Source organism: Leadbetterella sp. DM7, from assembly GCF_040829825.2.
In the GTDB taxonomy this organism is placed as follows: domain Bacteria; phylum Bacteroidota; class Bacteroidia; order Cytophagales; family Spirosomataceae; genus Leadbetterella.
The window spans coordinates 62,440-87,553 of sequence record NZ_JBFOLH020000017.1; the positions used below are offsets into that span (position 1 = coordinate 62,440).

Sequence of the window (25,114 nt, forward strand, 5' to 3'; positions counted from 1 at the left end):
AACAGAGGGGCGGGGTTCCTAGTGTGTCAGCCTATTGGCTGCATTCTGGCAAAGATACTGACATGAGTATTTCACTACATTTAAGCCCTCTGGCAAGTGAAAATCCGTTTTTGAGGGTGAAACTTACGATAGATTTTAATCCACCGCCTCGGTACCCCTGTCCCTCTGTTTTTTTGTTAGATAGCCCTTACTGTTTGCAAGATAAACTATAGAACTAAAATTTATAGTTCCATTTCTTGATGCATAACAGTTTTCTAAAAAGTTTTTACAATTTACTTCATTATACTTTATTCCATCTAATGAACTCAGTTTTAGAAAATAACTTTCTCCGACTTCATATGTAAATGAGTTGGCAATTCCCATCGCAACTTTATACCATTCTTCGTAAGAATTTGTAATCGAAAACTTCCTTTTACTTAAATATTTAATAATTGAGTTCATTGTTTTTCTATCCATCGAACTATTTCTGTTAGATGGGTTGTAAAGTGCGTCCCTATTATTAGCAAATTTTACTACCTTAATTCTTTTTTGCTCTTTTGAATCAGTGGATACTACTAAATCTAATTCTGTTATTTCAAATTGAATTGCTTCTGATTTGATAACAATTGATGGATCATATGAAAAAAAACAAAGTCTGGTTGTATCACTTCCACTATTGTCCAATTCAATACTATGTTTCTCTTTAAAATAGATTGCTAGTTTTTGAAAGGCTCCTCTATGAACTTTATCTAAATCATAATTCCCTAATTCAAAATTGTAGAGAATTGGCACTAATCCCTTTACGCCTTCCTTAGATGGTGACTCCCAAAAAGAAAACACAATCGGTTCACTTAGTAGACACTCTTTCGTTCTCTCTAATTCCAACTTATCCAATTTGTCGACATCTAAAACAATTATCGAATTGTAGCTTTTTATTTTATTTCTTTTTCTTTCGCCTTCAAATGTTCCACAAAAGGTTACTGCTGCAAGATTTCTTTTATGACTGGAATATTCATCTCTTTTATCGTCTTGTAATAAGTTCCGCAGGTTTAAAACTTGATCTTTATATTTATTTGACTGTATTTCCAACAATACCTCATTAATAGTCATTTCCTTCGAAAAAGGAGCCCATGTGTTAATCTGAAAAGAAGTTCTTTTATTAAGAATATCCTCCTTAATTGATGTTACTGAAGTATTGTCTTTTTCCATTAAATAATGTTAAGCCATTTTAACCCTTTCCTAACCACTTTTTGAATCAACTAAGGATTACATTAAATTTCTCCGCTTAAGCTCCCAAAAACATTTTGCAGTTATAGTAATATCTACTGCAGCATTGTGCGCCTCTTTAAAATCTTTCCCAAAAAGTTTGTAATGTAGTTCAGATAATTTTGGCCATTTATAACCATAAGGTCCATTTAATGCGCAAAAATCAGTTGTATTTTCCATTGTGCATATTCTACTTTTTGACTGGATAATATTTGGCATTTCATTTCTTAAAAACTCTGCTCCGATTATTTTTTCATCAAAAGACATGTTATGAGCGACAAGGTAGCTAGCTTGCCCCACTATAAGTTGAAATTGATGTAAAATATCCACTAATGGTTTCCCTTCTCTAAGTGCCATTTCAGTTGATATTCCGTGTATTCGAGAAGCCTCTACAGGTATTGTAAATCCATCTGGTCTAATAATATAATCGCCACTTGAAATCTTATTCCCATTAATATCGTAATACAAGTAAGCAAGTTGAATAAGTCTAGGCCAATTGTTAAGATCACTAACAGGAGCTTTCCAGTTTCTTGGTAAACCTGTCGTTTCCGTGTCAAAAAATAGATACATATTTGATTCTTATCTGTTCCTTCATTATAATTTAATAATATGCAACTTTCCCCGAGTTCGTTGGAATTTAGACTTAATTCATCAAAGTAAAATACTCTTACCACTTACATCAATTCTGGAATATGTTTAATAAAATCCGCAAATGAAACACATCTATTAGGTGGAATCATAGCGGCAATCCAATCTTTACCTCGCCCCTTTTCCCTGCCACCATCCTTTTTTAAAGGTGTTTTGAAGGTTAATGGCTCGTCTAAAAAGTAATAGCTGTAAATAGATTCTTTATTATCATTGCCTAACCCAATTCCTTCCATCCATCTATCGACAGTTTCTTTATTTGGAGCAAAACTTTCTAAATCTGAACGAAAATTTTCAATATCTTCTGGTTTAAACGTTAAAGTTCCAAGTATTTTTGAGAGCTTAGTGATTCCCTCAATCTCGCCTGAGCCACGATTGAAATATGGCGCAAAGTAAATCGGGGTTCCAAACGTTTGGCCTCTCCTATATATTCCAAATTCTTTAAATCTGCGAATCTCATTCTGATCCTTCAAATCTTGTATTAGTATTTCTTTTAACTCCTTCATTTTATAGTTTTTTGTTGCAAACTTCAAAAAGTCCGAAACGATTTCTTTTTGAACTAATTCTTTCTTATTAAATAATTCAATTATTTCCAGCCAGCTAGTATTTTTAACAATTATATCCTTTTCAATTTGTTTATTAGTATCTCTTTCCTGAGTTAAAATACACAGAATCTTTGTTTGAACTGGTTTATCAAATGCTGAGAGATACTGTGTTCTTTGCTTTATGGCTTTTCCATTGCTAATCTTACACTCTGTAATAACATGATACTTGCTATTGTGAAAAAACTCTATATCAGTTCTGCCTTCCTTTCTCTTTTTTTCAATTTCTATTGAAGCGGATTGATAATTTTTTAATGTGCTTTTCACAGAAATACCTAAGAAACGCAAAAAGTGAAAATAACAATCCCTATCACTAGCAAGTAAAAACGCAAACGCCTTAGATAAAGCGACTTCGTTAGCGCCCAAAAGATCGAGAACATTGTATGTTGTTTTTTGATTTTCAGTTCTTTTAAGAATCATATCAGTTGCTCATATTTACTACTACAAAAGGACATTACACAAATAATTAAACTCGTATAATCAATATTTACAATTCTCCTCATATGTTAAACCCTGCTCGACTTGTTTTCTACATTAGTTTTTTCAACTCGTCAACGGTCCTAAGAAAAATATTATCGATTTCACCAATTTCTAATTGTTGGTACGTTATACTAAACTTATTGACGACATCCACTGCAATACAATACTTTGGGCTTATTGTATAGTCTTTCGAGTAATGAATTTTTAAATATCTATAAAGAATATCTGCAAACATTCCAAGTTCTTCTTCCCTAAAACCATCTAATTTAGCGACAAACCAGATTGCACCAATTTCGTCTATTTCCTCACTTGAATAAGTAAAAAGATGACTTGGAGTTACTTTAAAATCTAGGCCCTTAATGAGTAAAATGGAGTCCTTTTTGTTCTTTTTCAAGAAGTTAAATTTTTCAGGTTTTAACTTAGCAAAGTCGAAATCCTCAAAGATGTATAAAATATCAATATTCCTTTTATACATTGTTTTCGTCCTTTGGAAGTCTGTTTTATCATACTTCTGTTCTAACTCCTCACGTCTCTCATCGATAAACTTTTTATCATTTAACTTAAAACTTTTACTTATTGCACTAATTGAACTTATCCAATAATCTCCACCACCATCCGATGAAGTCTTTTCCTTTTCCATCTGCATATTTGCAGCAAAAGTTTTTTTACTTTTGTCAGACTTTCTTCTAAATTCAATAATATCTTTGATAGATAATTTTTTCATCTGTAGTAAGCTTATTTTTGAGGTATTTAGTTATTTGCCGACTTGAATTGGGCTAATTTATAAGAGTGTACAATGCACTCGTGAAACGAACGTTAAGTGATAAAACACAAAAGTTAGATTAAGCTCAAACATGCAGATTATAATGGTTTATTCATTTTTCATTACAATAATATGAAAATACAATTATAAAATTGCAATATTTATACAAAAATTTACTGTCTGGTAATTCCCTTTATATTGAGAGCAATTACGGCAAACCATATTACTTATACCTACCTATAAAAGTCCAAATCCTTCCCCTTCTGAATCCCAGATAAAAAATCACCTATTTCACTCCACATCCCTTCCCCATTTCTTCAAAATCTCTCTACTTTCGTTTACCATTAAAAGTAATTTTCAGGACCGGGTATTGGGGGTAAAGCTGAAGCACTCTTTAGAAATATCACCTTAAAGCCCTCCGGTGAACAAACCTATTGAAAAATGATATAACAAACACTACTAAAAACATCCAATAAGACCGGAATATAAAATGATTCCGGAAAATGCTCGGCATTAAGCAGGACAGCCTGGCATTTGAGTCGGGCCAAGACTGGAATCAACAAAAGATCTCTTTATTAGAGATGAAATGATGGCGCGGATGGAGCAGTCGATTAAGGAGAAATATGCGTATTCATAGCAGGTACCGGGATTCAAAAACCTGATTCAGAATTACTTATACACCAAATTTAACACCCTAAATCAGGTAATCAAAAACCTCTGAATGAGGAATACTCAGATCAGGAAATTGAAATTTTCGTATTATCCCTCTCCATACACCCAACGGAAAAGACTTACCGGACTCATTCCAGGTTAACAATCTGTCTTAAATCCCCCTTAAAGCTGACTACTTTCCCCTGCCGAAAAGCCCATTTAATGAAATATCTTTGCAAAATACATTTCCTGCCTCCGGACTACTCTTGCCTTTTACAGGAATATTTCAAAGCCGGAGTCGGAACAAAAATCAAATAACCAGCATCATGACCAAACAAATTTTTATCAATCTCGCCGTAACCAATTTGCAAAAATCGATGGACTTTTATACGGCGTTGGGTTTCACTAACAATCCGCAATTTTCGGACGATGCCGGAAAATGTATGGTTTGGAGCGACAGCATATTTGTGATGCTGCTGACGCACAAAAAATTTTCAGACTTTACCGCCAAGCCCATTGCTGACACAAAAACGAATATTGCAGGACTTTTCTCGTTATCGGTAAACAGCGTGGATGAAATGAATAATATCATGGCTGGCGGACTGAATGCCGGAGGCATAGAACCCAATGAGATGCGGGATTACGGGTTTATGCAGCAAAGAACCATTGAAGATTTTGACGGGCATACCTGGGAGATTTTTTACATGGATATGACGAAACTTCCGGCGGAGTAATTACGACAAAACATATCGTGTAACGAAAACCAAAAAGAAACGAAAAATATGAATCAGGACGAAACTTTTGAAATTAGTTACACCTTCAGAACGGATAAGAAAACCGCATTTGAGATGTGGGCAAATCCTGGCCGTTTTTCAAGTTGGTTAGGACCTGACGGAGCAGAAATGACGTTTATTACCGCAACCGTTGTGGAAGGCGAAACTTCACTCTGGACAATGACCACACCCGACGGACTGACAAAATTCGGGCAAATCAATTTCAAAACTATCCGACCGGACGACCTTCTAATTTATACGCAGAACTTTTGTGATAAAGACGGGAATTTTATCAAAGCACCGTTCTCTGCTACTTATCCCGACTATTTATTGACAACCGTCCGTTTTTCGGAAGAAGAAAATGCAACGAAAGTAAAAGTAAAATGGGAAATCTTTGGAAATGCCAATCAACAGGAAAGGCAAACTTTTACGGAAATGAAAGAGATAATGAAAACCGGCTGGACAGCCTCATTTCAAAAACTTGAAACGCTGTTAAAATAAAACGCGACCAGGGACAGAATTTCCAGAAACTCTAAACTCATCAGGTACAATGAAAAAATTACAATACACCATCAGCATCAAGGCCGGCGCCGAAAAAGTTTATAATGCCATGCTGGGCATTAATGACATTAAAGATTACGAATATTGGACAGCAGCATTTAACCCCACTTCTACCTACGAAGGTACCTGGAAAAAAGGCAGTAAAATACTTTTCGTGGGCATAGACGAAGACGGCAAACGGGGTGGTATGGTTTCGGAAATTGAAGAAAATATCCCAAATAAATTCGTTTCCATTCGTCATTACGGCCTGCTTCTGGGAGACGAGGAAATTACCACAGGCCCGGAAGTTGAAAAATGGGCCGGCGGACACGAGAATTATACGTACGACGAAAACAACGGCATGACCACCGTAACCATAGAAGTGGATGTAACCGAAGATTTTATTGATTACTACAACACCACCTGCCCTATGGCATTGGAAAAACTGAAAGAAATTTGCGAATAACTAATTAATCCTCACTCCCCGCATCCGTTCCCCAACCGTCAAATTCGCAGTCAAAGGTATATCCCAACTCAGACATTTGGCGGGTCCATTGTTGGATGACCTCTTCTTTCATTTCGATTTTAGTGGTCCAGCCGGTCACAACAAACAGGTTTTGATCACGGGCAGAGACATCGTGCCGAACCGAGTAGTTCAGCTTTGCGATTTCGGCAGCCAGCCGTTCTGCTTTTTCTGCAGTGTTTGTGTAGAAAAAGTATTCCAGCTTCAGTGCTTTGTCCGGAGTTACATCTGCCTTTCTTAGCTGATCAAGTATCCCGGGGATCATCTGTATTTGCTTGTCCAGGTTGCTGTTGAACGTCGCCTCGGTAACAAACCGGCCATCAGTAGATCCGGACCTTATAAGGTCAGGAAATACGATAACTACGAGGGTAGCCACCAGGAATACCAGCCCCGCTATTTGTATTTTTCTCTTTGCTAACATATTCAAACCTTCCGATAATCCTTACTAAACAAATTATACCCCGGTACGCTTAGCCATTTTGGCTTTCACCATCCTGCTTACCCGCCACATCAGGAAAATACAGAGCAACATAATGCCTACCATTACGTAGCCGAGCGTATTAAAATGCTGTAACGGGCTGGTGGCATCGGCCTTAACCACGATAAAGCCTGCCGAGATCGCCCCTAAGCCACCGGCCAGCTGTTGCAGGGAGGAGTTAATGCTCATATAAGCACCCCTGTCTGCGGCATCCGGAATAGCCGAGTTCAGGGCTTGCGAAGGAACCATACGGCTCATAATGCCCACAAACATAAGGACATTGATCACAATCACTTCCCACAGGGGTGTTGGACCCAGGTTGGTGGAAATAACCACCATAATACAGGCAATGACGGTACCGAAGATAAACATGCCCAGCTTGTCGAACCTGTCGCTCAGCTTCCCGATAACCGGCATAATGAAAACCGATGCGATACCGCTGCACATGAAGATAACAGGCACGTCTTCCATGCGGATCTTCACATTGTTGACATAAAAATCACTGCTGAACGGAGCAATCATGAATCCGCCCATGGAAAGCAGCATAATGGCTACAAACCCGGTGCGGTAATCTTTTTTCCGTACCGTATGCCATAAATGCAAAAGCGGGCTTTTGCTGTTTTGTATTTTCAGGTGCTCATTCACAGGCTTCAGGCGGAGCACCACGGCAATTCCGGTAAAAACCGCCACAATCACAATGGCAAAAAAAGTAGAATGCCAGCCCCAACGGGTAGCCATCCACAGCCCCAGGGGAATACCCAGGATCTGGCTGCCCGCAAAGGCCATCTGGATAAGCCCCATCACTTTCCCGCGTTGTTCCAGCGCAAACAGATCAGTGACAATAGCCATGGAAATTGAGCCGATCACACCGCCGAAAACCCCGGTAAAAATACGGGCTGCCAGCAAAGTGCTATAGCTGTTAGCGAGAGCACAGAACAATGTACCGATGATAAAGCCTGTATAGAAGAAAAGCAATAGCTTTTTCCGGTCGTATTTATCTGCAAAACCGGCCGTCAGGAAGCCCGATACACAGGCACTGATGGCGTACGCCGAAACCACCGACCCGAACTGCTGCGGGCTAAGCTTCATGCTGGTCATAAGGATGTTGCCCAGGGGCGACAAAACCATGAAATCGAGCATCACCGTGAAAAGGATAAATGCAAGAATAACGATAACAAATGTCTGATAGCCTGTAAAGGTCTGAGAGGAAGGTGTTTCCAAAGTATTAAAAATTAAGCGGGCAAAGGTATCTTATTTTTCTTTTACTTCATATTATATACGACGTTATAGTATAGTCTGTACAGCTGTTTTCTTGTAAATCAGATCACCAGTTGCTTTATTTGTCATTTCAACCCATCAACGATGAAATATTTCCCGCACCTGCTTATCCTTTTGTTTGTTCATCTGACACCTGCTGCGCAATCCGCCAACAGGCTGGATACGCCGTCGGTTAAAACACTGTTCGTGGCCCCTAACGGTGCCGATACCCAGAGCGGTACACAGGAACGTCCCTTAAAAACCCTGGCCGCCGCCCTTGAAAAAGCACAGGAGTCCGCCTCTTCCTCCATAACGGTTTACTTGCGGCATGGCACCTATTACCTGGATAAACCGCTACAGGTTACTTCCGGAAGCTTACGGGGGAAGAAACTGCTGATTTCAGCCTATGCCGGAGAGAAAGTTACGCTGAGCGGCGGAAAAAAACTAAACCTGAAATGGAAGAGATCGGCCGGCAATCTGTGGGAAAGCGCAGTGGATTTTACCGGTTTTGATCAGCTCTTTATCAACGGCACTGCACGTGTCCCGGCGCGGTACCCGAACCAGACGGCAGGCACTGTTTTTAACGGTACCGCAGCAGATGCCCTTTCGCCAGAACGGGTAAAAAGGTGGGCAAACCCGGCGGGTGGTTTTATACACGTCATGCACAGCGGCCAATGGGGCGATATGCATTACTGGATCACCGGCAAAAAAGGCGATGAAGTGGTTTACGAAGGCGGCTTTCAGAATAACCGCCCCTCACCCATGCATACCCGCTACCGCTTTGTGGAAAATATACGCGAAGAGCTGGATGCCCCCGGCGAATGGTTTCTTGACCGGGAGAAACGGGTACTGTATTATTACCCGCAGGAGGGCGAAAAACCGGGCACCGCCAGTGTGGAAGTGTCGGTATTGCCCCTCCTGATCGAACTCCGCGGAACGCCGGGAAACCCGTTGAATCAGGTGACCCTACAGAACCTTACGTTCAAGCATACCCGGCGCACCTTTATGGAGGCCTATGAGCCGCTGATGCGCAGCGACTGGCGGATTTACCGGGGCGCGGCCCTGCTGCTTGAAAATACCACAGACTGCACGGTTACCGGATGTGAATTTACCGACCTTGGTGGCAACGCCCTCTTTATCAGCCGGTACGGCCTGAACAATAAAGTAAAGCAAAACCATTTCCACCGCATTGGTGCCAGTGCCGTATGTGTGGTGGGCGATACCTCGGCAGTACGTTCCGGATCGCTGGAATACCGCTTATTTGTGCCTTATGATCAACTGGACAAGACGCCCGGACCGGCCAACCCGCTTTACCCGCGGCAGTGTGTCATAGAAGATAACCTGATTCACGATATCGGGCAGGTGGAAAAGCAGGTGGCCGGTGTGCAGATTCAGCTGGCCGCGCAGATCACCGTACGCCATAACAGCATCTACCAGGTGCCCCGGGCGGGCATCAATGTGGGCGATGGCGCCTTCGGCGGGCACCTCATTGAATATAACGATGTGTTTGACACTGTACTGGAAACCAGCGATCACGGCGCTTTCAACTCCTGGGGCCGCGACCGCTTCTGGCATCCCGACCGGGCTGTAATGGACCGTTTAACCTCAGAACATCCGGAACTTATCCTGCTGGATGCGCTGTATACCACCACCCTCCGCAATAACCGCTTCCGCTGCGATCACGGGTGGGATATCGACCTCGACGACGGCAGCTCCAATTACCACATTTACAATAACCTCTGCCTGCAGGGCGGTATTAAGTTGCGCGAAGGGTTTTACCGAACGGTAGAGAATAATATCATGGTCAATAATTCCTTTCACCCGCATGTCTGGTTTGCCAACAGTCACGATGTCTTCCAACGGAATATCGTTATGCGCCCCTACTATCCTATCGCTCTCAAGGGTTGGGGAAAAACGGTGGATCATAATTTTTTTGCCTCTGAAGAAGACCTGGAAAAAGCACAGAAAAATCATACGGATGTCCACAGTGCCAGTGGTCCGCTCCTCTTTGCCGATGCCCTGCACGGTAATTATACCCTGCCGGCAGGAAGTCTGGCCTTTAACACCGGCTTTGAGAATATCCCCATGGACCAATTTGGTGTCTACAGTCCTCACCTGAAAAAACTGGCCCGCCAACCGGCTTTTCCCGAACTGGTGATCACCGGCAAATACCAGACACAGAAAGAAATAGGGTGGCTGGACGGCCGCGTAAGGGCGGTAGAAGGCTTGGGCGATCGCTCAGCCTACGGCCTTCCCGATGAAAGGGGCGTGATCATTACCGCGCTGAAAGAAGACGGCCTGCTGGCCCGCGCCGGGCTGCGCCCGGGCGACGTGCTCCGCAGCTTTTGCGGCGAGCCCCTGTCGTCTCTCGGACAGCTCCTAACGCTCACAGAAGAAAATAAATGGAAGGGATCGCTGAAAGCCGCTATCTTCAGAAACCAGGAAGAAAAAGAGATAATGATTGTACTGCAGCGGTAAGGTTATTCCGGGGAAATCTGCAGTGCGCCGGCAGCCGCCCGGTATTTTAATGATGGCATTCTACCTTATTGAGCTTCACCGGATTATCAAATGAAATTCTCCTAAGGTCTTTGAATACCATTTTCCCGTCTTTTTCTTCCTTTTCGCCATACCCTTCCATGGCCGTATCGCCTTGCAGGAGGAAAACCACCTGGGCTACCGATTCTGTTCCTTCCGAAGTAAATGTATAGTCGGCTACGAGGGTATCACCGTTCATTATCCCGTCAATCGTACCGGTGCTCCGGTCTTTCTCATAATTTTTATATTCCAGCGTGCCCGTAACCACGTTAGGAAACCGTTCCGTCTTCAAAAAGATGCTGTCCCTGCCGATGGTGCCCATGTAGCAGGTTTGAGCGGGTATCATTACCTTTATTTCGTCTGCGCCGTTGTTATCCGTATCCTTTGACTGTTTATTGCACGCAAATGCCAGGAGGGATAGAAAAAGGAATAGTGCCCGGGGATGATGTAATTTCATGGTATTGATTTAAATATTGCTTTACAAATATAACCCGCAGAAAGCGATGCTGCAACAAATGTCGCCGGTTCGTTATTCCCCGGTTTTGTTCAGTAGGTCAATCCTCCGGAATGGTCTTCAGGTTTCTGAACCAGCCTTCCGAGCCGTTACCTACCCAGATCCGGGTAGAAAACAGGAAAGCGGAAATTACCCTGAACGGGCAGCGGCTGTTCTCGGAAACATTCCGGGAGGATTTCGGGAATATCATGGCCCTTACCTATATTTTCAGCGGCACCGGCTCTATTGATCATGTAAAGCTGACCGGTATAAACGGGGCGGTTGCTTTTGAAGATAATTTTGATCAGTGAGCTATCGGCCCGTATTTCCGGGTAGCTGACCGGAGGAAGACTAGGTTCACCCTGCTTAGCAAAGATCTCAGGCGCGGAGCTGTTTCAACGCAGTTTTCAATGTCTGCTTTTCCGGATCAGACCTGGTCAGCCAGATAGCCTTTACGTAATGTTCTATAGATTGGGTCCGGTTAGTATCTGCGTATAAATATCCTAACAGTTGATGATAATACGTATTGCCGGTCAGGTTCAGTTTCTCCACTTCCCTGATCGCCTTTTCATTTCCGTAAACCTGGGCAAGCGCAAAACCCCTGTTCAGTGCGGTAACCGGTGAATACTCCATTAAAACGAGCTGGTTATAAAGCTGCAGAATATGCGGCCATTTGTGCTCACCTGCGGTGGTATGCCAATAGGCCACTCCCGCTTCGAGGTGGTATTTTGATATTTCATTTCCGTCGGTGGCATTAACCAGGTAGTAATTTCCCCTTTGGATAAGCGAAGCATCCCATAAGGTCTTATCCTGCTCTCCGAATAAGACGGATTCCCCACTGGCATTCGTTCTTGCGCCCAATCGCGAGCTTTGAAAACACATTAAGGCGAGCAAAGCATGGGTTTTTGGCGGGTTAGTCAGTGGGTCTTCCGTGAGCAGCAAGGTCAGCCTCATAGCTTCGGAACAAAGCTCCGTCCTGATTTTGGTTTCAAGAACTGACAGGCGTCTGAAGTAGTCTTTGGTTTTGTTTTTGGCTACGGTATAAAGCCATGCTTCGGGGTTTTCAGGCACTCCGTTCACCGCCCAGTGTTCGGATGCTTTCAGGAAAGTGTCGCTGGCTATGTCTTCGGCAATCGCTATATGCTTTAAACCGAAATGACGGCATAAGACAGCCGTCATTTTCGCATATTCCTGCCGGAATAAGTGGGGTAAAAGCTCGTTATATGACCGTTCGGTATTACCCACGTTTTAAAACTTCGCGAACCTCGATATTCCCGCCCACCTGGTTAAACACAGGGTTGGCTTTTGCCATTTCCACCGCTTCATCAATATTTTCAGCACGAACCACGATATAACCGCTGATAAATTCTTTGATTTCGGTATAGGGGCCGTCGGTCACCACCATACCGGGCTTTACGGTTTTGGCACTTCCGGCAGCAGGCAGAAGCGTGTTGCCCTTATCTGCCAGCTTGTTCTGAGCGGCAATGCCTGCCAGCCAGTTCATCCGTTCCTGCATCTGCTCCGGCGAAGGCTGGAAATCCTGGATGTCTTTCAGTCTGAAAATTAATGCAAATTCTTTCATTGTTAATTTTTTTATTGAATGACGATCGGAATCTCAGAACAGGGACAAAGTTCGTGATTTTTTGGAATCATCCTGGTATCTTTATGCGATTCCAAAAGATATTTAAACAAAAGTATGGCTTATTCTACGCTCCTCCCCTTGCACTCGCTGGTCCGGTGGCTGGTTCTGATCAGCCTGATCATTGCCATTTTTTTGGCATTCAGAGGCTGGTTTTCTAAAAGGGAGTTTTCCCGTTTGGACAACTCGGTCAGGCACTGGACCGCTACCATAGCCCATATTCAACTTCTCATTGGTATCTGGCTTTACCTGGTCAGTCCTGTCACCGATTATTTCCTTCACAATTTTAAGGAAGCCGTGCGCCTCCGTGAAATCCGTTTTTTCGGAATGGAGCACAGCCTGATGATGCTGATGGCCATTGTTATTATCACTATAGGTTCTGCAAAAGCCAAACGTAAACCCACAGACAACGGAAAATTCAGGACCATGGCCATCTGGTATTCAGTGGGACTTCTGATCATACTCAGCTCCATTCCCTGGGCTTTTTCTCCCTTTACCAGCCGTCCGCATATCCGGGCTTTTTAGACATATAGTTTATGCTCTGATGCGGTGTAAATTTATGCCCATACACTATTGATCACGGCCTCTGAAAATCAAATCCCGAGCGTCTTCATCAATTCCCTTACGGCTGCACCGCCCGCACGGTTCGCGCCGATGGTAGAAGCCGAAGGGCCGTAACCCACCAGGTGGATCCGGGGTTCTTTTGCTACCCGGGTAGCCAGCGATCCGTCCATGAGGATCCCGCCCCCTTCTTCGCGAGGCAAAACGGGGTCTAAATGGGCCAGCGAGCTTTTGAAGCCGGTGTTCCAGAGAATGACGTCGGCTTTTTCCTCTCTTCCGTCGGGCCACCTGATGCCGGTGAGTGTAATCTCGCTGAACATCGGGAAGCGCTTCAGCACGCCCCGTTTTTTCATGTCTATTACGGCGGGCGAAAGCGGCAGCCCGGTAACCGAAACCACCGATAAAGGCGGCAGCCCTTTCCGCACACGCTCTTCTACCATAGCCACCGCGTTATGGCCGGCTACATCGTCAAACGGCCCTTCTCTGAATTCGGGCACACGGCGGGTCACCCAGGTGGTGGTGGTGACCCTGGAGATCTGGTCGAGCAGCTGGATAGCAGATATCCCCGCACCTACCACAATGACGTGTTTCCCTTTGAAATATTCAGCGGTCTTAAAATCACGGGTGTGCAATTGCTCCCCCCGGAAAAGGCCGGCGCCGGGATACTCCGGTATGTAGGGATTTTCCCAGGTGCCGGTAGCGTTGATGATGCCCAGGGCCGAAAAGCGGTTTTCCGGGGTATCGATATAAAACCTTTCCCTGTGCAGATACACTTTTTCTACCTTTACCGGGCGGTATACCCGGAGGCCGAATTTCTTTTCATAGGTCTCATAGTAATGCGGTACGGCCACGCTGGCCCGCACTTCGGTCTCATGAGTATCTGTGGTTTCATCAAAGGCCATTCCCGGCAGGTCATGAATGCGGTTCACCGTGCTCAGGGTGAGGGAGGGCCACCGGAACTGCCAGGCACCGCCCGGCCGGGGCGCTTCATCGAAAATGATGAAATCAGAGCCGGGCTCCAGTCCGCGCTTCTTTAAATGGTAGGCGGCGGAAAGGCCGGCCTGACCCGCGCCAATGACTGCAATTCCGGTTTTGTAACGAAGCCTATCTTCCATTAGGAATAGAACGGTTTAACTATCAGCCTTCAGCCGGCGATGAATCGCCGGGCAGCGAACCGCCGGGCGATGATTCGCTGTCAGCTTTTTTGGATTGGGGTACAGCAAAGCTTCGCCGGGCACAAGAGTTTTCCCTAGTCTCATCTTATCTCCACCCCAGCCCCGGTGCCACATGTTCCAAAATAGCCGAAAGCACATGCACATTATACTCTACACCCAGGGTATTGGGAATGGTTAAAAGAAGGGTATCGGCTTCCTGAATGGCTTCATCCTGTGCCAGCTCTTTAATGAGCTGATCGGGTTCGGCGGCATAGCTCCGGCCAAAGATGGCACGGGTATTCTGGTCCAGCATACCCACTTTATCGGTCCGGTCGGCTTCATGCCCGAAATAGTACCTGTCCTGGTCGTTTACCAATGCAAAAATAGAGCGGCTTACGGAAACGCGGGGTTCACGCGCATGCCCGGCTTCTTTCCACGCTTTGCGGTACAGCCTGATCTGTTCGGCCTGCTGGATATGAAAAGGCTTGCCGCTTTCATCGAATTTCAGGGTGGAGCTTTGCAGGTTCATGCCCACCTGGCCAGCCCAGATGGCCGTGGCATCGGCTCCAGATCCCCACCAGATGCGGTCGCGCAGGCCGGGAGAATGCGGTTCCAGGCCCAGCAGACCGGGCGGGTTCGGAAACATCGGGTTAGGATTCGGCTCAGCAAAACCTTCTCCTTTCAATGCTTCAAAAAACTCCAGCCCCTTCCGGCGGCCCATTTCGGCGTCGGTTTCCCCTTCTGCCGGTTCGTAGCCGAAATGCCGCCAGCCGTCTATGACCTGCTCCGGCGAACCCCTGCTGATGCCGAGCTGTAATCGCCCGCCCGAAATCAGGTCAGCCGCGCCGGCATCTTCCACCATATACAGCGGATTTTCATAACGCATGTCAATCACCCCGGTACCGATCTCTATTTTTTTTGTCTTAGCACCAATGGCGGCCAGTAACGGAAAAGGCGAGGCCAGCTGCTGGGCAAAATGGTGTACCCGGAAATAAGCGCCGTCCAGCCCGATCTCTTCGGCCGCTACGGCCAGGTCAATGGACTGCAGCAGGGTGTCGGCAGCCGTTTTGGTGCTGTAGGCCGGGTGATTAGACCAATGTCCGAAGGATAAAAATCCTATTTTCTTCATAAATCCGCTATGGGTTTAAGCCATAACAAAAGTTAAGACAGAATAGATCATTATTTCACCGGCTTTAAGCTTATGGCATAGCCGCCCCCCGGCACTGAAACCTGCTTTAACCGCGACCCGGAGGTGACGATCTCTTTCCGTATTTCATAAGCCTGGGGGTTGTCTTTATAATGGGCGTCTTTTGCATCGGAATAGATGATGGCTTCATAACGCTTTCCGGCATCCAGGAAATCAAAAGAGATATCGGAGGTGAAAGGCGTGTTTCCGCCGGTATTACCCACAAACCACTGGTCGGAGTTTTTGGCTTTCCGGGCTACCGTAATGTACTCGCCGGGCTCGGCTTCCAGGTAAATGCTTTTTTCCCAGTCGAGCGCTACATCTTTGATGAACTGAAAAGCATCCGGAAAGCGGCCATAGTTTTCTATCAGGTCAGCGGCCATTTGTAAAGGACTGCTCAGGGTGACATACAGGGCCAGCTGGTTGGCCAGGGTGGCATTCACGTGCGATTTATTGTTGGGATTCATTTTTGAAATATCCATTTCAAAGATTCCCGGGGTATAATCCATGGGGCCGCCGATGAGCCGGGTAAAGGGCAATACGCTGACGTGATTGGGCTTGCTGCCGCCAAAGGCCTGGTATTCGGTTCCCCGGGCCGACTCGTTCCCGATCAGGTTCGGGTAGGTCCTGGAAAGGCCGGTGGGCCTTACAGCTTCATGCGCGTTGACCATGATTTTGTATTCAGCCGCTTTTTCAAGGGCATACTGGTAATGGTTGTTGATCCATTGGCTGTAATGGTTTTCTCCTCTCGGGATAATATCCCCTACATACCCGCTTTTTACGGCCGGGTATTCGTATTTGTTCATCAGCTGATAGGCCTTGTCCAGGTGTCTTTCGTAGTTGCGTATGGAGGAAGAGGTCTCATGGTGCATGATCATTTTTACCCCCTTGCTTTTTGCATAACGGTAAATTCCTTCCAGGTCAAAATCAGGATAAGGCGTGACAAAATCAAATACGAAGTCTTTGGAGTTGCCGAACCAGTCTTCCCAGCCAATGTTCCAGCCTTCGACCAGCACGCCGTCAAACCCGTGCCGGGCCGCGAAGTCAATGTACCTCTTCACGTTTTCAGTGGTGGCGCCGTGGCGGCCGTGCGGTTTTACCCGGGTGTAATCGGTTTTGCCGATTTGCACGGCAGGAAGGTCATAGGTGTATGACCACTCGCTTTTACCCGTGATCATCTCCCACCATACCCCCACATACTTCATGGGCTTAATCCAGGAAGGGTCTTTTATTTTTGACGGCTCATTCAGGTTAAGGGTGATATGCGATGCCGGGATGTCTCTGGCGTCATCGCTGACAATGACTGTTCGCCATGGGGTGGCCGAAGGCGCCTGAAGATGGCCCCGGGTGCCGTTGGCATCCGGCGTGATCCACGAGCGGAAAACGAAGTTTTTGTCGTCCAGCTCCAGGTGCATGCACCCGTAGTTCAGCAGGGCGGCTTCGTGGATGTTGATGTAGAGGCCATCCTGCGTTTTTAGCTGCAGGGCGGTTTGTACCCCTGTGGGAGAAAAAGAGGTTTGCGACAGGTTATCTGTTTTAGCCGCTTCGGTGAGCTTCCGTATTTCCGACAGCCGGGAAATGGTGTAATCGTACTCCTGGGTATCGTAGTCGCCGGGAATCCAATAGGCGGTGTGGTCTCCGGTTAAGGCAAATTCGGTCAGCTCTTCTCTGAGCACAAAGTAAGACAGGTTCTTCTGCGCAGGAAATTCATACCGGAAGCCCAGTCCGTCATCAAATAAGCGAAACCGCAGGGTGAGGCTCCTTTCCGTACTGTTTTGCCGGAGGCTCACTTCCATCTCGTTATAATGATTCCGGATGGTTTTGGTTTCGCCCCAGACGGGCTCCCAGGTTTCATCAAACGCGGAGTGCTTCACCGAAGCCAGGCTAAAGCCGTCGTAAAGCGAGGTTTTGGGGTCTGCCTGCTTTCTAATTTCCGCATTGAATTCCGTTTTACTGCCGCCGGCCAGCTCCAGGCCCAGCCTGCTGGGTTGAATCACCGGCTTCCCTTTATACGAAAGGGCGTATAAGGGGCTTCCCTTTTCATTTATACTGAATTCCAGCACAAAATTGCCGTTGGGTGATTTAAGCGTCTGCCCGTGCATCCCCAGGGATACCAGCATAAAAACCAGGATAAAACAGCTTTGAGCCTTGAGCTTTGAGCCTTGAGCAATGAGCCCTGAGCTTTGAGACCCCTTACCTGCCCATGCATAAAAGCGGATAGCTTTAAAATACTTCATTTTGGTTTAATTGTTTACGGTGATTACTTTTTGAGTCCGCGTATCCGGGAGCCGGACGGTACATTTTTTCGATTTTTCGTCCCAGCTCCATTGAAGCTGCGCAGCAGTACCTTCTGTGAATGCGGCCTCTTTCCCTTCAATACTCACTTTTGAGGGTTTTTCTTCCAGCAGGATGCTCAATATAAAATCGCGGTTTTCCGACTGCACAAATCCTTTGTCTTCCGGGGTGATCACGATATCAAGGCCTGAAGCCACGGTAGAGCAAACCAGGCGGGTAACGGAGTAAATGTCTTCCAGGTAATCCTGGTTTTCGCCGTCATCTTCATACAAGGTAAAAGAGGCTTTTTCGTCTTCGTAGTTGGGGAAGATGTGAAAGGTTACCGGGTAATCTTTTTGCTCATGAATGTATTGCATGACCGGCATCATGGGAATGACCGAGCCTTTCCTGACAAAAACGGGAATTGTATTCAGCGGAGCTTTGTAGGGAACCAGCTGCCCGCCCAGGTATTCGGTTTTTTTATCGTTAAAGTCTATCCATTCGCCTTCAGGCAGGTACACACGCTTTACCCTTTCTCCTTTTTTCAATACGGGCGCCACCAGGAGCTCTTCACCGAACATAAACTGGTTATCAATTTTAAGAGCCTCCGGGTCATTGGGGTACTCCATAAAAAGCCCGCGGGTAATCGGGAGGCCGGTATCGTGGGCTTTGCGCGAGTAGGTATAGAGATACGGAAACAGCTGGTATTTCAGCTCAATGGCGGCTTTCGCATTTTTTTCCACAATGTCTCCGAACATCCAGGGTTCCACCGCATTGTCTCCTTCATGGTGTGCCCGGCTCAGGGGGCAGAATACGCCGAATTGCATCCAGCGGGTGTAAAGTTCGGCCATGGCCGGGTAGTCGGTGATATCGCCGCAATACCCCGAGATGTCGGTAGTCCAGAAAGGAATGCCTCCCAGGCCGGCAGAAATACCTACGGCCACCTGGTTTTCCAGCTGGCCCCAGCCGTCAAGCACGTCATTGCCGTTTCCGCTGTCGTTGGTCCACCCGAAAGCGTAGCGTTGCAGCCCGGCATAGGCCGAGCGGGTCATCTGGAACACCCGTTTCCCCGGGTTTCTTTTTTCAAACTGTTCTTTGACCACCTTATCCCAGGTAAGCCCGTAAACGTTGTGTATTTCATCGTGCATGCCGATATGATGCTTCATATTCAGGCGGTCAATGTCTTCTTCATTGCTCCAGGCGGGCTCTCCCATGTCTGTCCAGAAGCCGCTAACCCCGTCGTCAAGGGGTTTCTGCTGGTATTTTCCCCACCAGTCGGCCACCCGGGGCAGAGTGAAGTCTACCACACCACAATTGCCGCCCCAGGGCCAGGGCATATCGTACGATTTACCGGTTCTTACATCTTTCACAAAATACCCCAGCCGGTCGGCCTCCGTCCATTGGGGGTTATCCCGCTGCGATATGACCGGATCCTGGGAAACAATCATTTTAAAGCCTTGGCTCCCGAGGGTTTTCAGCATGCCTTTCGGGTCGGAGTAGTTGCCTTTCCGCCAGTTGAAATCCTGCAAATGCTGGGTCCAGCCGATGTCCTGGTAGATGATGTCACACGGAATCCGGCGTTTCCTGAATTCCGAGGCGATTTCCAGGGCCTGCTTTTCTTTGGTGTACAGCCCCCGGCTCTGGGCAAAACCCAATGCCCACTTAGGCGGCATGATAGGCTTGCCGGTCAGCGAAATGTATTGCTGCTGGATATCCCTGTAGTCTTTCCCATAAATAAAATAGTACACAAACGCCCCGTCAGGAGCCTCAAAAGAGTAATATTCTTCCGATTCCGACCCAAACCGGAATTCTGATTTGTAGGTATTGTCTAAAAAAATACCGTACCGGTAGCTGCTCATAAAAAAGGGGATGCTTTTGGCCAGCGGGTCCTCGTTCACGCTGTAGCAGGGTCTGTCGCTGTTCCACATCTTATAATTGCGTCCCCGGCGGTTGAGCGGGCCGGTTTTCTCGCCCAGGCCGAAAAACTGCTCGTCGGGCCTCAGCACCTTATGCGCCTTAACGGCTTTCCCGGCTGAAAGATGCCCCTTTTCTTTAAAGTCGCTGTAGACCAGCTTTTGCCATTTGTCAAAAATCTGCACCTGCATTGGGCTCTTATTTACCCTGATCCGGAGCTTAGAAGTGAAAATTTCATAGCAGGAGGGTTCATCGTTGACGTTGACCTCGCCTACATCTTCGAGGGTTGTATTAATAACGGCAAACGATTCGTTTTTCCGGGTAAAACTGCCGTTCTGGTCGTACCAGATTTTAACCACCGAGCTGCTCACTATGTCGAGCCGGAGCCTGGAAGCCGTATTCGTATTAAAGGTCACCTGCTTCCCGCTTTTCACATACGATATGCAGTCTTCGGCGCTAGTGGCTCCCGGCAGCAGAAGCAGGATACCTATGATCAGAAATTTTGTCATGTTTTTATTGATTTAATATTCAAATACTAGCATATCCCAATATTTAAGGGAGGGTATGGTAATCTCAATGCTCCCGTTTTTATTCGTGAAGGACAAAGCCCGGGGCTGCCCTTTCAGCAGGTCGGGAGAAGCCAGCCAGGCCTTTTTTACGGGCTGCGTTACGCCTACCGTAAGGGTCAGGCCGGTCACCGTTTCCGGTTCGGGCTGAGTACCGTTTGTATCTCGCCACTCCATAGACCCCGCCCGGGTAAAGTTAATGAGGTGAACCACCTGCCTGTCGGCCAGCTTTTTGGTTACGGCGGCCACCTGCCCCTGCCCTGCCGGCCAGCTGCTGATGGCCGGCTGATTACTCCCGGAGCTTACGGTCACGGCAGAAAATGAGCCGCCGTCGCGCAGCAGGTTCTGATAGCTGACCATAAAGTCATAGTAAGCCAGCAATTCTTCTTTGAGGTCTGCCTTCATCTGGAGATTAGAATTCGGGAAGTACTCGTTACTCAGATAATGCTCTCCCAGTTCCAGGTGGGCTCCGCCAAACGCAAAAATCACCGAGTTGGCCAGGAGTATCCCGGGCTTGTTCAGGTAACCTTTACCGGCTGATTTTGCATAATTCATATACGCCGCCAGAACGGTTTTCCGGGTACCGCCCGAATACGCGTCGTTATCAAGAATTACCCTTGCCAGGTCTTCATAGGTACGGGTCTCGTTCCACACTTCGGTGTAGAGGAAATCCACATCTGCCTTTGAGATACTGTTTTCCTGCCCAAACTGGCTTACGGCGTTCATGACCAGCCGTTTGCCCGGGTGCCGGCGTTTCATGGCTTCCAGGAAGGATTTATAGGTCTGGTCAAGCTGCACCTTTTGCCCCGGGTAGTCGTACACGTCTCCCCTGTTTCCCAGCTGGTCTACATGAAACCCGTCAAAGTCAAGGGCGGTATAAACGTCATTGTTTTTCAGGCCCAGGTAATTCTGCCACTCTTCATTGGCCGGGTTGGTGAGGTAAATATTGCTCTTGAAAGGCGGGCCCAGAGGGTGGTAATCTTTCTGGTTATGATGCTGATCCTTAAAGAGGTACCAGTTTTCTTTTACTCCGGCCTGTGCGGCATTGTCAAGCGCCCCCATGGCCAGGTTGTAAAACATCGTAGTCATGTTTTTCGACCGGGCCGTTTTAATATAATTCCTGACGGTAGCCAGTGAATTATCGCGGCCGATGATATCGCGCCAAACCTCCTGTGGCGCCTCCCCCGTTCCGGCCAGCGGCTGGTGATGCTCATAGTGCCAGTCATAAAACTGGATTCCGTTAATGTGGTAACGGTTTAAGGTGTTAATGGTGTTTCCCACCGAACTTTCAGACATGTTCCCAAAGGAGGAAAGAAAGCCGTAGCGCGGAAATTTCTTCCAGTCCGCCGAAACATCCACCGCTATGCTGTGCACCAGCTTTTCTCCGGATAAAAGCTGCACCAGGTAGCCCCGGTAATCCTTGTCGGGCGGAGTCCAGGTCCAGGTAGAAGAGGTGACCTCCCCGCTGGAAATCAGCTCGCCGAGATGATAGTAATTTACGGTCAGCCTTTCTTTCGGCGATTCTTTGAGGTAAAAAGTAACGGGCTGGCCGGGCGCATAACGCGCTTTATCGGTATGGATTCCGTCATTAAAATAGGTTTCGCCATACGTGATTATTTCGCGGTCAGGGCCATCTTTGTCCTTACATGCCCCAAGGAGGAACAGGAATAAAGATAATAGGAATAAAATCCGTTTATTCATTTTAAAAAAGTTCCGGGTAAGGTGGCTACCTGTCACCTCGAGCGAAGTCGAGAGGCGCTCGGTTCTCGACTTCGCTCGGTTCTCGTCAGCTGCGCTGGCAAACTTCGCACTCTCGTGCTCGTTTGTGCTCGAACTGACAATGGTAACCCATCCCACCACAATCAATCCATTACTGCTTTACTATTTTGACGGTTTCGTTCAGCTGATCCAGCTCTACCAGGTATCTTCCTTCTTCCGGTATCTTCCATTTATTATCCGGAACGGAGCCTTTGGCACTAAAGATCATCTGTTCCACTTCTCCGGTAGGTGCCGCCCCGTTCATACCGGCAAGGAACCACGAACCGTTCCAGTCGGTTTGCTTATCACAGGTGAATTTCAATTCGCCCGGCTTCAGCGTACCTGTCCAGGTAAATTTGTACGGGCTGGCTGTAGCGTTCATCGGAGTAGCATTACCTACATCCCAACCCTTCGCTGACGCATCTCCTACCAGGTAGATCATGGTAAAGGGCGTAAACTTCACGATATCGATCCGCATGTCGCGGGTATCCAGCTTTATTTTGTACACCCCGCCCGGAATATTCCATTTATAATCGTTAGTTCCCCCCGGTTTTTCACTTTCCGACCATTTCACCACCTTCAGGCTGGTTCCCGGCCCCTGGTTATTGGTTTCCGGCCGCAGGAAAACCACGTTGGAATCAAACGAGGGAGAGGTAGCTACCTTAAACTCCCCGCCTTCAGTGATCTCGGCATTGTAATGAAATACAAAAGGATCGGCCGCATTGAGGGTCATGGGTTTAAACGACCAGGCCGTAGAATGCCCCACAAACCACAGGTTACCATATTCCGGAGCGTCCATGGCTTCTATGATGACCGACAGGTTGATAATGTTAGCCACAATTTTATAAATCCCTGCCGTGGGGATGATAAATTTCTCGTCCGGCTGGCTGTCTGACTCCCGGAAGAGCAGCCTGGTGTTATCGGCCCCTTTGTTATACGAAGGTAAAAACGCGCCTTTTGTGGTGATGAATTTCAGCTCCCCCGGGCTGAGTTTTCCCTGCCAGGTAAATGAGCCGGCAGCACCGGCTACCACATTCATAGGGGTGGCGTTATCGGCACTCCAGCCGTTAGGTGCCGCACTTCCTATTAAAAACAGGGTAGATGAAACCGGCTTATAGGTAGTTACCTTAAGCTTAACGGTTTCTGAAACCTGCTGCGGCACCTGGTCATGATGAACATCGGCCAATACCCGGGCTTCGAGGTTGACGGCCGTATTGGGGCTGATCTTAAACTTCTCCAGGAGCAGGCTGTTCAGGTCACCGGTTTTGTAACTCATCGAATTCCTTCCCTGGGTTAAAGTAGTTTTCACTGCCTCTGCAAAGCCTGTCCCTTCCACGCCCAGCTCAAAGGTGTAGGTGATGGCCGAGTGGGTATTGTGATTCGATCCGGGTGTCCAGTTAAACGTTACCGCATTACTCTGATCGGCGGTGATATCCAGCATTACTTCACCGGCACTGGCGGTCAGCGACAACGGCTGATCGCCGAGGTTGGTTTCTATATAATTCTCCTTACATGACATCCCGCAAAAGGTCAGCACGAGAAGTCCGATAAATGCATGTATTTTTCTCATAATTGACATCAGTTTAGTAACCGGAATTCTGTTTTAAATTCGGATTGGCATCTATCTCCCTTTGCGGAATAGGCAGCAGCAAATGTTTGGGCTGGGCATTGACTTTCCCGATGGAATGCAGGAAATTCAAAGCGTACTGACCGCCGTCCCAGCGAATAAGATCAAACCAGCGGTGCCCTTCAAAAGCCAGCTCTATTCTTCTCTCTTTTCTTATCTTTTCACGCATGGCCGCCTGGGTGAGATTCTGCACATCGGCCAGGTTAGTAAGGCCCGCTCTTTTTCTCACCTCGTATAAAGGCTCGGCTGCCTGCCCGGTGTTACCGAGCTCATTCAGCGCTTCGGCTTTCATTAAAAGTACATCGGCATACCGCAAAGCGATAATGCTGGCCGGGTTGGTGTTGTAATCGGGAGAAACAGAAAGGGGCACCAGGAACTTCCTTACGTTATAGCCGGTGCCCGACATGCTGCTTTTGTACTGCTTGTTATCAAACGCAGGGCCGCCTTCATAAAGAATGGTCTTGTCTTTCCGTAAGTCACCCGCTTCATAGAGTTTTACAAACTCCTCTGTGGGCTGATTCCAGCCGTAGCCTCCGCCTACCCAGCCGGTGTTCCGGGGCCCCATGTAGGTGCTTAACCAGTTGGCCTGGTTTTCGTCGTCCCAGAAACCGGCCTTGGTCAGGCCCAGGTACTGGATTTCAAACAAAGACTCCGCCGTATTTTTGTTACGCTCCTCTCCGCCGAAGCAATCGCTGTAGTCCGGGTTCAGGGTATAGCCCAGGCTCTCTACCCGGTTACACATCTCTATGCATTTATCGTATTGACCCAGGGTGAGATATACTTTGGCCAGAAGCCCGGCAGCAGCCCCTTTACTGGCTCTTCCTTTGTCCTGGTTACTGTATTCCTCTCTTCGTGGCAAAAGGTGGATGGCCTCCAGGAGGTCAGGAATAATAATGCTGTTGTAAATCTCTTCGCGGGAGGTACGTGCCGGGAAAAGATCGTCACCGGGTTTGGCGGGCGTAAGGCTCACCGGTACATCGCCGAAAAGCTGAACCAGGATAAAGTAGTAATTAGCCCTGAGAAACCGGGCTTCCCCGATGCAGCGGTCTTTCACGGCGGGGTTGATGTCTATGCCCGGCAGGGTTTCTATGACGTTATTGCAATAGAGAATACCGGGATTAGGCCCCCTCCACAGGTCAATCACTCCGAAATTGTCGGGCCCGGCCACAAAGTTAGCCAGCTGGATGGTCTCTATACCGTCATCCCCGCCACCGGCTCCCACCACGCTGTTTCCGGCCATGATGTCCAGTGTCCACATTCTCATATTGTACAGCTTGGGGCGCTGCATCGGCTGATAAGCCGCATTGGTCATGGCAATAGCCGAGGCTTCATCTTTGATGGTTCCGGAGCTCGGTTCTTCGAATGGCTCGCGGTCAAGGTAATCGCTACAGGAGATAAATAGACCCGGTAGCACAATCAGCAGTAAGTAGGTTATTTTTTTCATGCTTGC

22 protein-coding genes and 1 pseudogene are annotated in these 25,114 nt (G+C 47.3%); 7 read left to right on the forward strand and 16 right to left on the reverse strand.

All coding sequences use genetic code 11. The features are described 5' to 3' along the window. Window positions 1-135: 135 nt before the first annotated feature. From AB2U10_RS16455 to AB2U10_RS16470, 4 genes are all read right to left on the reverse strand, one after another. Window positions 136-1,188, reverse strand: a complete 1,053-nt coding sequence (locus tag AB2U10_RS16455) for a BT4734/BF3469 family protein (protein WP_367915909.1) — start codon at window positions 1,186-1,188, stop codon at window positions 136-138. A gap of 57 nt (window positions 1,189-1,245) precedes the next feature. Beyond that, complete coding sequence (locus tag AB2U10_RS16460; RefSeq protein WP_367915908.1) at window positions 1,246-1,815, reverse strand: 3'-5' exonuclease; 570 nt, start codon at window positions 1,813-1,815, stop codon at window positions 1,246-1,248. Between the two features lie 104 nt (window positions 1,816-1,919). After that, on the reverse strand, window positions 1,920-2,912 hold the full coding sequence (locus AB2U10_RS16465; RefSeq protein WP_367915907.1) for a hypothetical protein: 993 nt from the start codon (window positions 2,910-2,912) through the stop codon (window positions 1,920-1,922). 109 nt (window positions 2,913-3,021) lie between these two features. Next, the gene (locus tag AB2U10_RS16470; protein ID WP_367915906.1) at window positions 3,022-3,696 is read right to left on the reverse strand and encodes a hypothetical protein; all 675 of its coding nucleotides are present in this window, start codon (window positions 3,694-3,696) and stop codon (window positions 3,022-3,024) included. A 542-nt stretch (window positions 3,697-4,238) separates the two neighbouring features. On the opposite strand from AB2U10_RS16470, the pseudogene AB2U10_RS16475 reads away from it, so the two are divergent. The 4 genes and pseudogenes from AB2U10_RS16475 to AB2U10_RS16490 form a co-directional block, all read left to right on the forward strand. After that, a pseudogene (locus tag AB2U10_RS16475) lies at window positions 4,239-4,322 on the forward strand (XRE family transcriptional regulator); the annotation flags it as partial. Window positions 4,323-4,712: 390 nt separating this feature from the next. Further along, on the forward strand, window positions 4,713-5,120 hold the full coding sequence (locus AB2U10_RS16480; protein ID WP_367915905.1) for a VOC family protein: 408 nt from the start codon (window positions 4,713-4,715) through the stop codon (window positions 5,118-5,120). Between the two features lie 48 nt (window positions 5,121-5,168). Further along, the gene (locus AB2U10_RS16485; protein ID WP_367915904.1) at window positions 5,169-5,660 is read left to right on the forward strand and encodes an SRPBCC family protein; all 492 of its coding nucleotides are present in this window, start codon (window positions 5,169-5,171) and stop codon (window positions 5,658-5,660) included. Window positions 5,661-5,709: 49 nt separating this feature from the next. After that, window positions 5,710-6,165 carry an SRPBCC family protein gene (locus AB2U10_RS16490; RefSeq protein WP_367915903.1) on the forward strand — a complete coding sequence of 152 codons (456 nt, stop codon included), beginning with the start codon at window positions 5,710-5,712 and terminating at the stop codon, window positions 6,163-6,165. A gap of 4 nt (window positions 6,166-6,169) precedes the next feature. Here AB2U10_RS16490 and AB2U10_RS16495 read toward each other — a convergent pair whose 3' ends face one another. Continuing rightward, window positions 6,170-6,643 (reverse strand): ribonuclease E inhibitor RraB, encoded by a 474-nt coding sequence (locus AB2U10_RS16495; RefSeq protein WP_367915902.1) that lies wholly within the window; start codon window positions 6,641-6,643, stop codon window positions 6,170-6,172. 33 nt (window positions 6,644-6,676) lie between these two features. Next, complete coding sequence (locus AB2U10_RS16500; protein WP_367915901.1) at window positions 6,677-7,921, reverse strand: MFS transporter; 1,245 nt, start codon at window positions 7,919-7,921, stop codon at window positions 6,677-6,679. Between the two features lie 141 nt (window positions 7,922-8,062). Between AB2U10_RS16500 and AB2U10_RS16505 the strand changes: the two genes are divergently transcribed. Beyond that, window positions 8,063-10,435 (forward strand): right-handed parallel beta-helix repeat-containing protein, encoded by a 2,373-nt coding sequence (locus AB2U10_RS16505; protein WP_367915900.1) that lies wholly within the window; start codon window positions 8,063-8,065, stop codon window positions 10,433-10,435. A 46-nt stretch (window positions 10,436-10,481) separates the two neighbouring features. Here the strand turns inward: AB2U10_RS16505 and AB2U10_RS16510 are convergent, their stop codons facing one another. Continuing rightward, entirely contained in the window at window positions 10,482-10,949 is a 468-nt protein-coding gene (locus tag AB2U10_RS16510) for a hypothetical protein (protein ID WP_367915899.1), read from the reverse strand. Between the two features lie 110 nt (window positions 10,950-11,059). Between AB2U10_RS16510 and AB2U10_RS16515 the strand changes: the two genes are divergently transcribed. Further along, complete coding sequence (locus tag AB2U10_RS16515) at window positions 11,060-11,296, forward strand: hypothetical protein (RefSeq protein WP_367915898.1); 237 nt, start codon at window positions 11,060-11,062, stop codon at window positions 11,294-11,296. Window positions 11,297-11,363: 67 nt separating this feature from the next. Here the strand turns inward: AB2U10_RS16515 and AB2U10_RS16520 are convergent, their stop codons facing one another. Continuing rightward, window positions 11,364-12,230 carry an RNA polymerase sigma factor gene (locus tag AB2U10_RS16520; RefSeq protein WP_367915897.1) on the reverse strand — a complete coding sequence of 289 codons (867 nt, stop codon included), beginning with the start codon at window positions 12,228-12,230 and terminating at the stop codon, window positions 11,364-11,366. Next, on the reverse strand, window positions 12,223-12,567 hold the full coding sequence (locus AB2U10_RS16525; protein ID WP_367915896.1) for a YciI family protein: 345 nt from the start codon (window positions 12,565-12,567) through the stop codon (window positions 12,223-12,225). The genes AB2U10_RS16520 and AB2U10_RS16525 overlap by 8 nt, the downstream gene beginning before the upstream one ends. A 114-nt stretch (window positions 12,568-12,681) precedes the next feature. On the opposite strand from AB2U10_RS16525, the gene AB2U10_RS16530 reads away from it, so the two are divergent. Continuing rightward, entirely contained in the window at window positions 12,682-13,149 is a 468-nt protein-coding gene (locus AB2U10_RS16530) for a hypothetical protein (RefSeq protein WP_367915895.1), read from the forward strand. Window positions 13,150-13,217: 68 nt separating this feature from the next. Here AB2U10_RS16530 and AB2U10_RS16535 read toward each other — a convergent pair whose 3' ends face one another. The 7 genes from AB2U10_RS16535 to AB2U10_RS16565 all read right to left on the reverse strand — a co-directional run bounded on the left by AB2U10_RS16535 (window position 13,218) and on the right by AB2U10_RS16565 (window position 25,108). Beyond that, complete coding sequence (locus AB2U10_RS16535) at window positions 13,218-14,300, reverse strand: NAD(P)-binding domain-containing protein (protein ID WP_367915894.1); 1,083 nt, start codon at window positions 14,298-14,300, stop codon at window positions 13,218-13,220. Window positions 14,301-14,445: 145 nt separating this feature from the next. Then, window positions 14,446-15,468, reverse strand: coding sequence for an LLM class flavin-dependent oxidoreductase (locus tag AB2U10_RS16540; protein ID WP_367915893.1), 1,023 nt, complete (start codon window positions 15,466-15,468; stop codon window positions 14,446-14,448). Between the two features lie 50 nt (window positions 15,469-15,518). Then, complete coding sequence (locus AB2U10_RS16545; protein WP_367915966.1) at window positions 15,519-17,645, reverse strand: glycoside hydrolase family 97 protein; 2,127 nt, start codon at window positions 17,643-17,645, stop codon at window positions 15,519-15,521. Between the two features lie 123 nt (window positions 17,646-17,768). Then, a complete protein-coding gene (locus tag AB2U10_RS16550) occupies window positions 17,769-20,222 on the reverse strand; it encodes a glycoside hydrolase family 31 protein (RefSeq protein WP_367915892.1) in 2,454 nt (817 codons plus the stop codon). 12 nt (window positions 20,223-20,234) lie between these two features. Beyond that, window positions 20,235-22,139: an endo-dextranase gene (locus AB2U10_RS16555; protein ID WP_367915965.1), complete on the reverse strand. Its 1,905-nt coding sequence runs from the start codon at window positions 22,137-22,139 to the stop codon at window positions 20,235-20,237. 10 nt (window positions 22,140-22,149) lie between these two features. Then, the gene (locus tag AB2U10_RS16560) at window positions 22,150-23,607 is read right to left on the reverse strand and encodes a SusE domain-containing protein (RefSeq protein ID WP_367915891.1); all 1,458 of its coding nucleotides are present in this window, start codon (window positions 23,605-23,607) and stop codon (window positions 22,150-22,152) included. Window positions 23,608-23,620: 13 nt separating this feature from the next. Continuing rightward, window positions 23,621-25,108, reverse strand: coding sequence for a RagB/SusD family nutrient uptake outer membrane protein (locus tag AB2U10_RS16565; RefSeq protein WP_367915890.1), 1,488 nt, complete (start codon window positions 25,106-25,108; stop codon window positions 23,621-23,623). Between the last annotated feature and the right edge of the window lie 6 nt (window positions 25,109-25,114).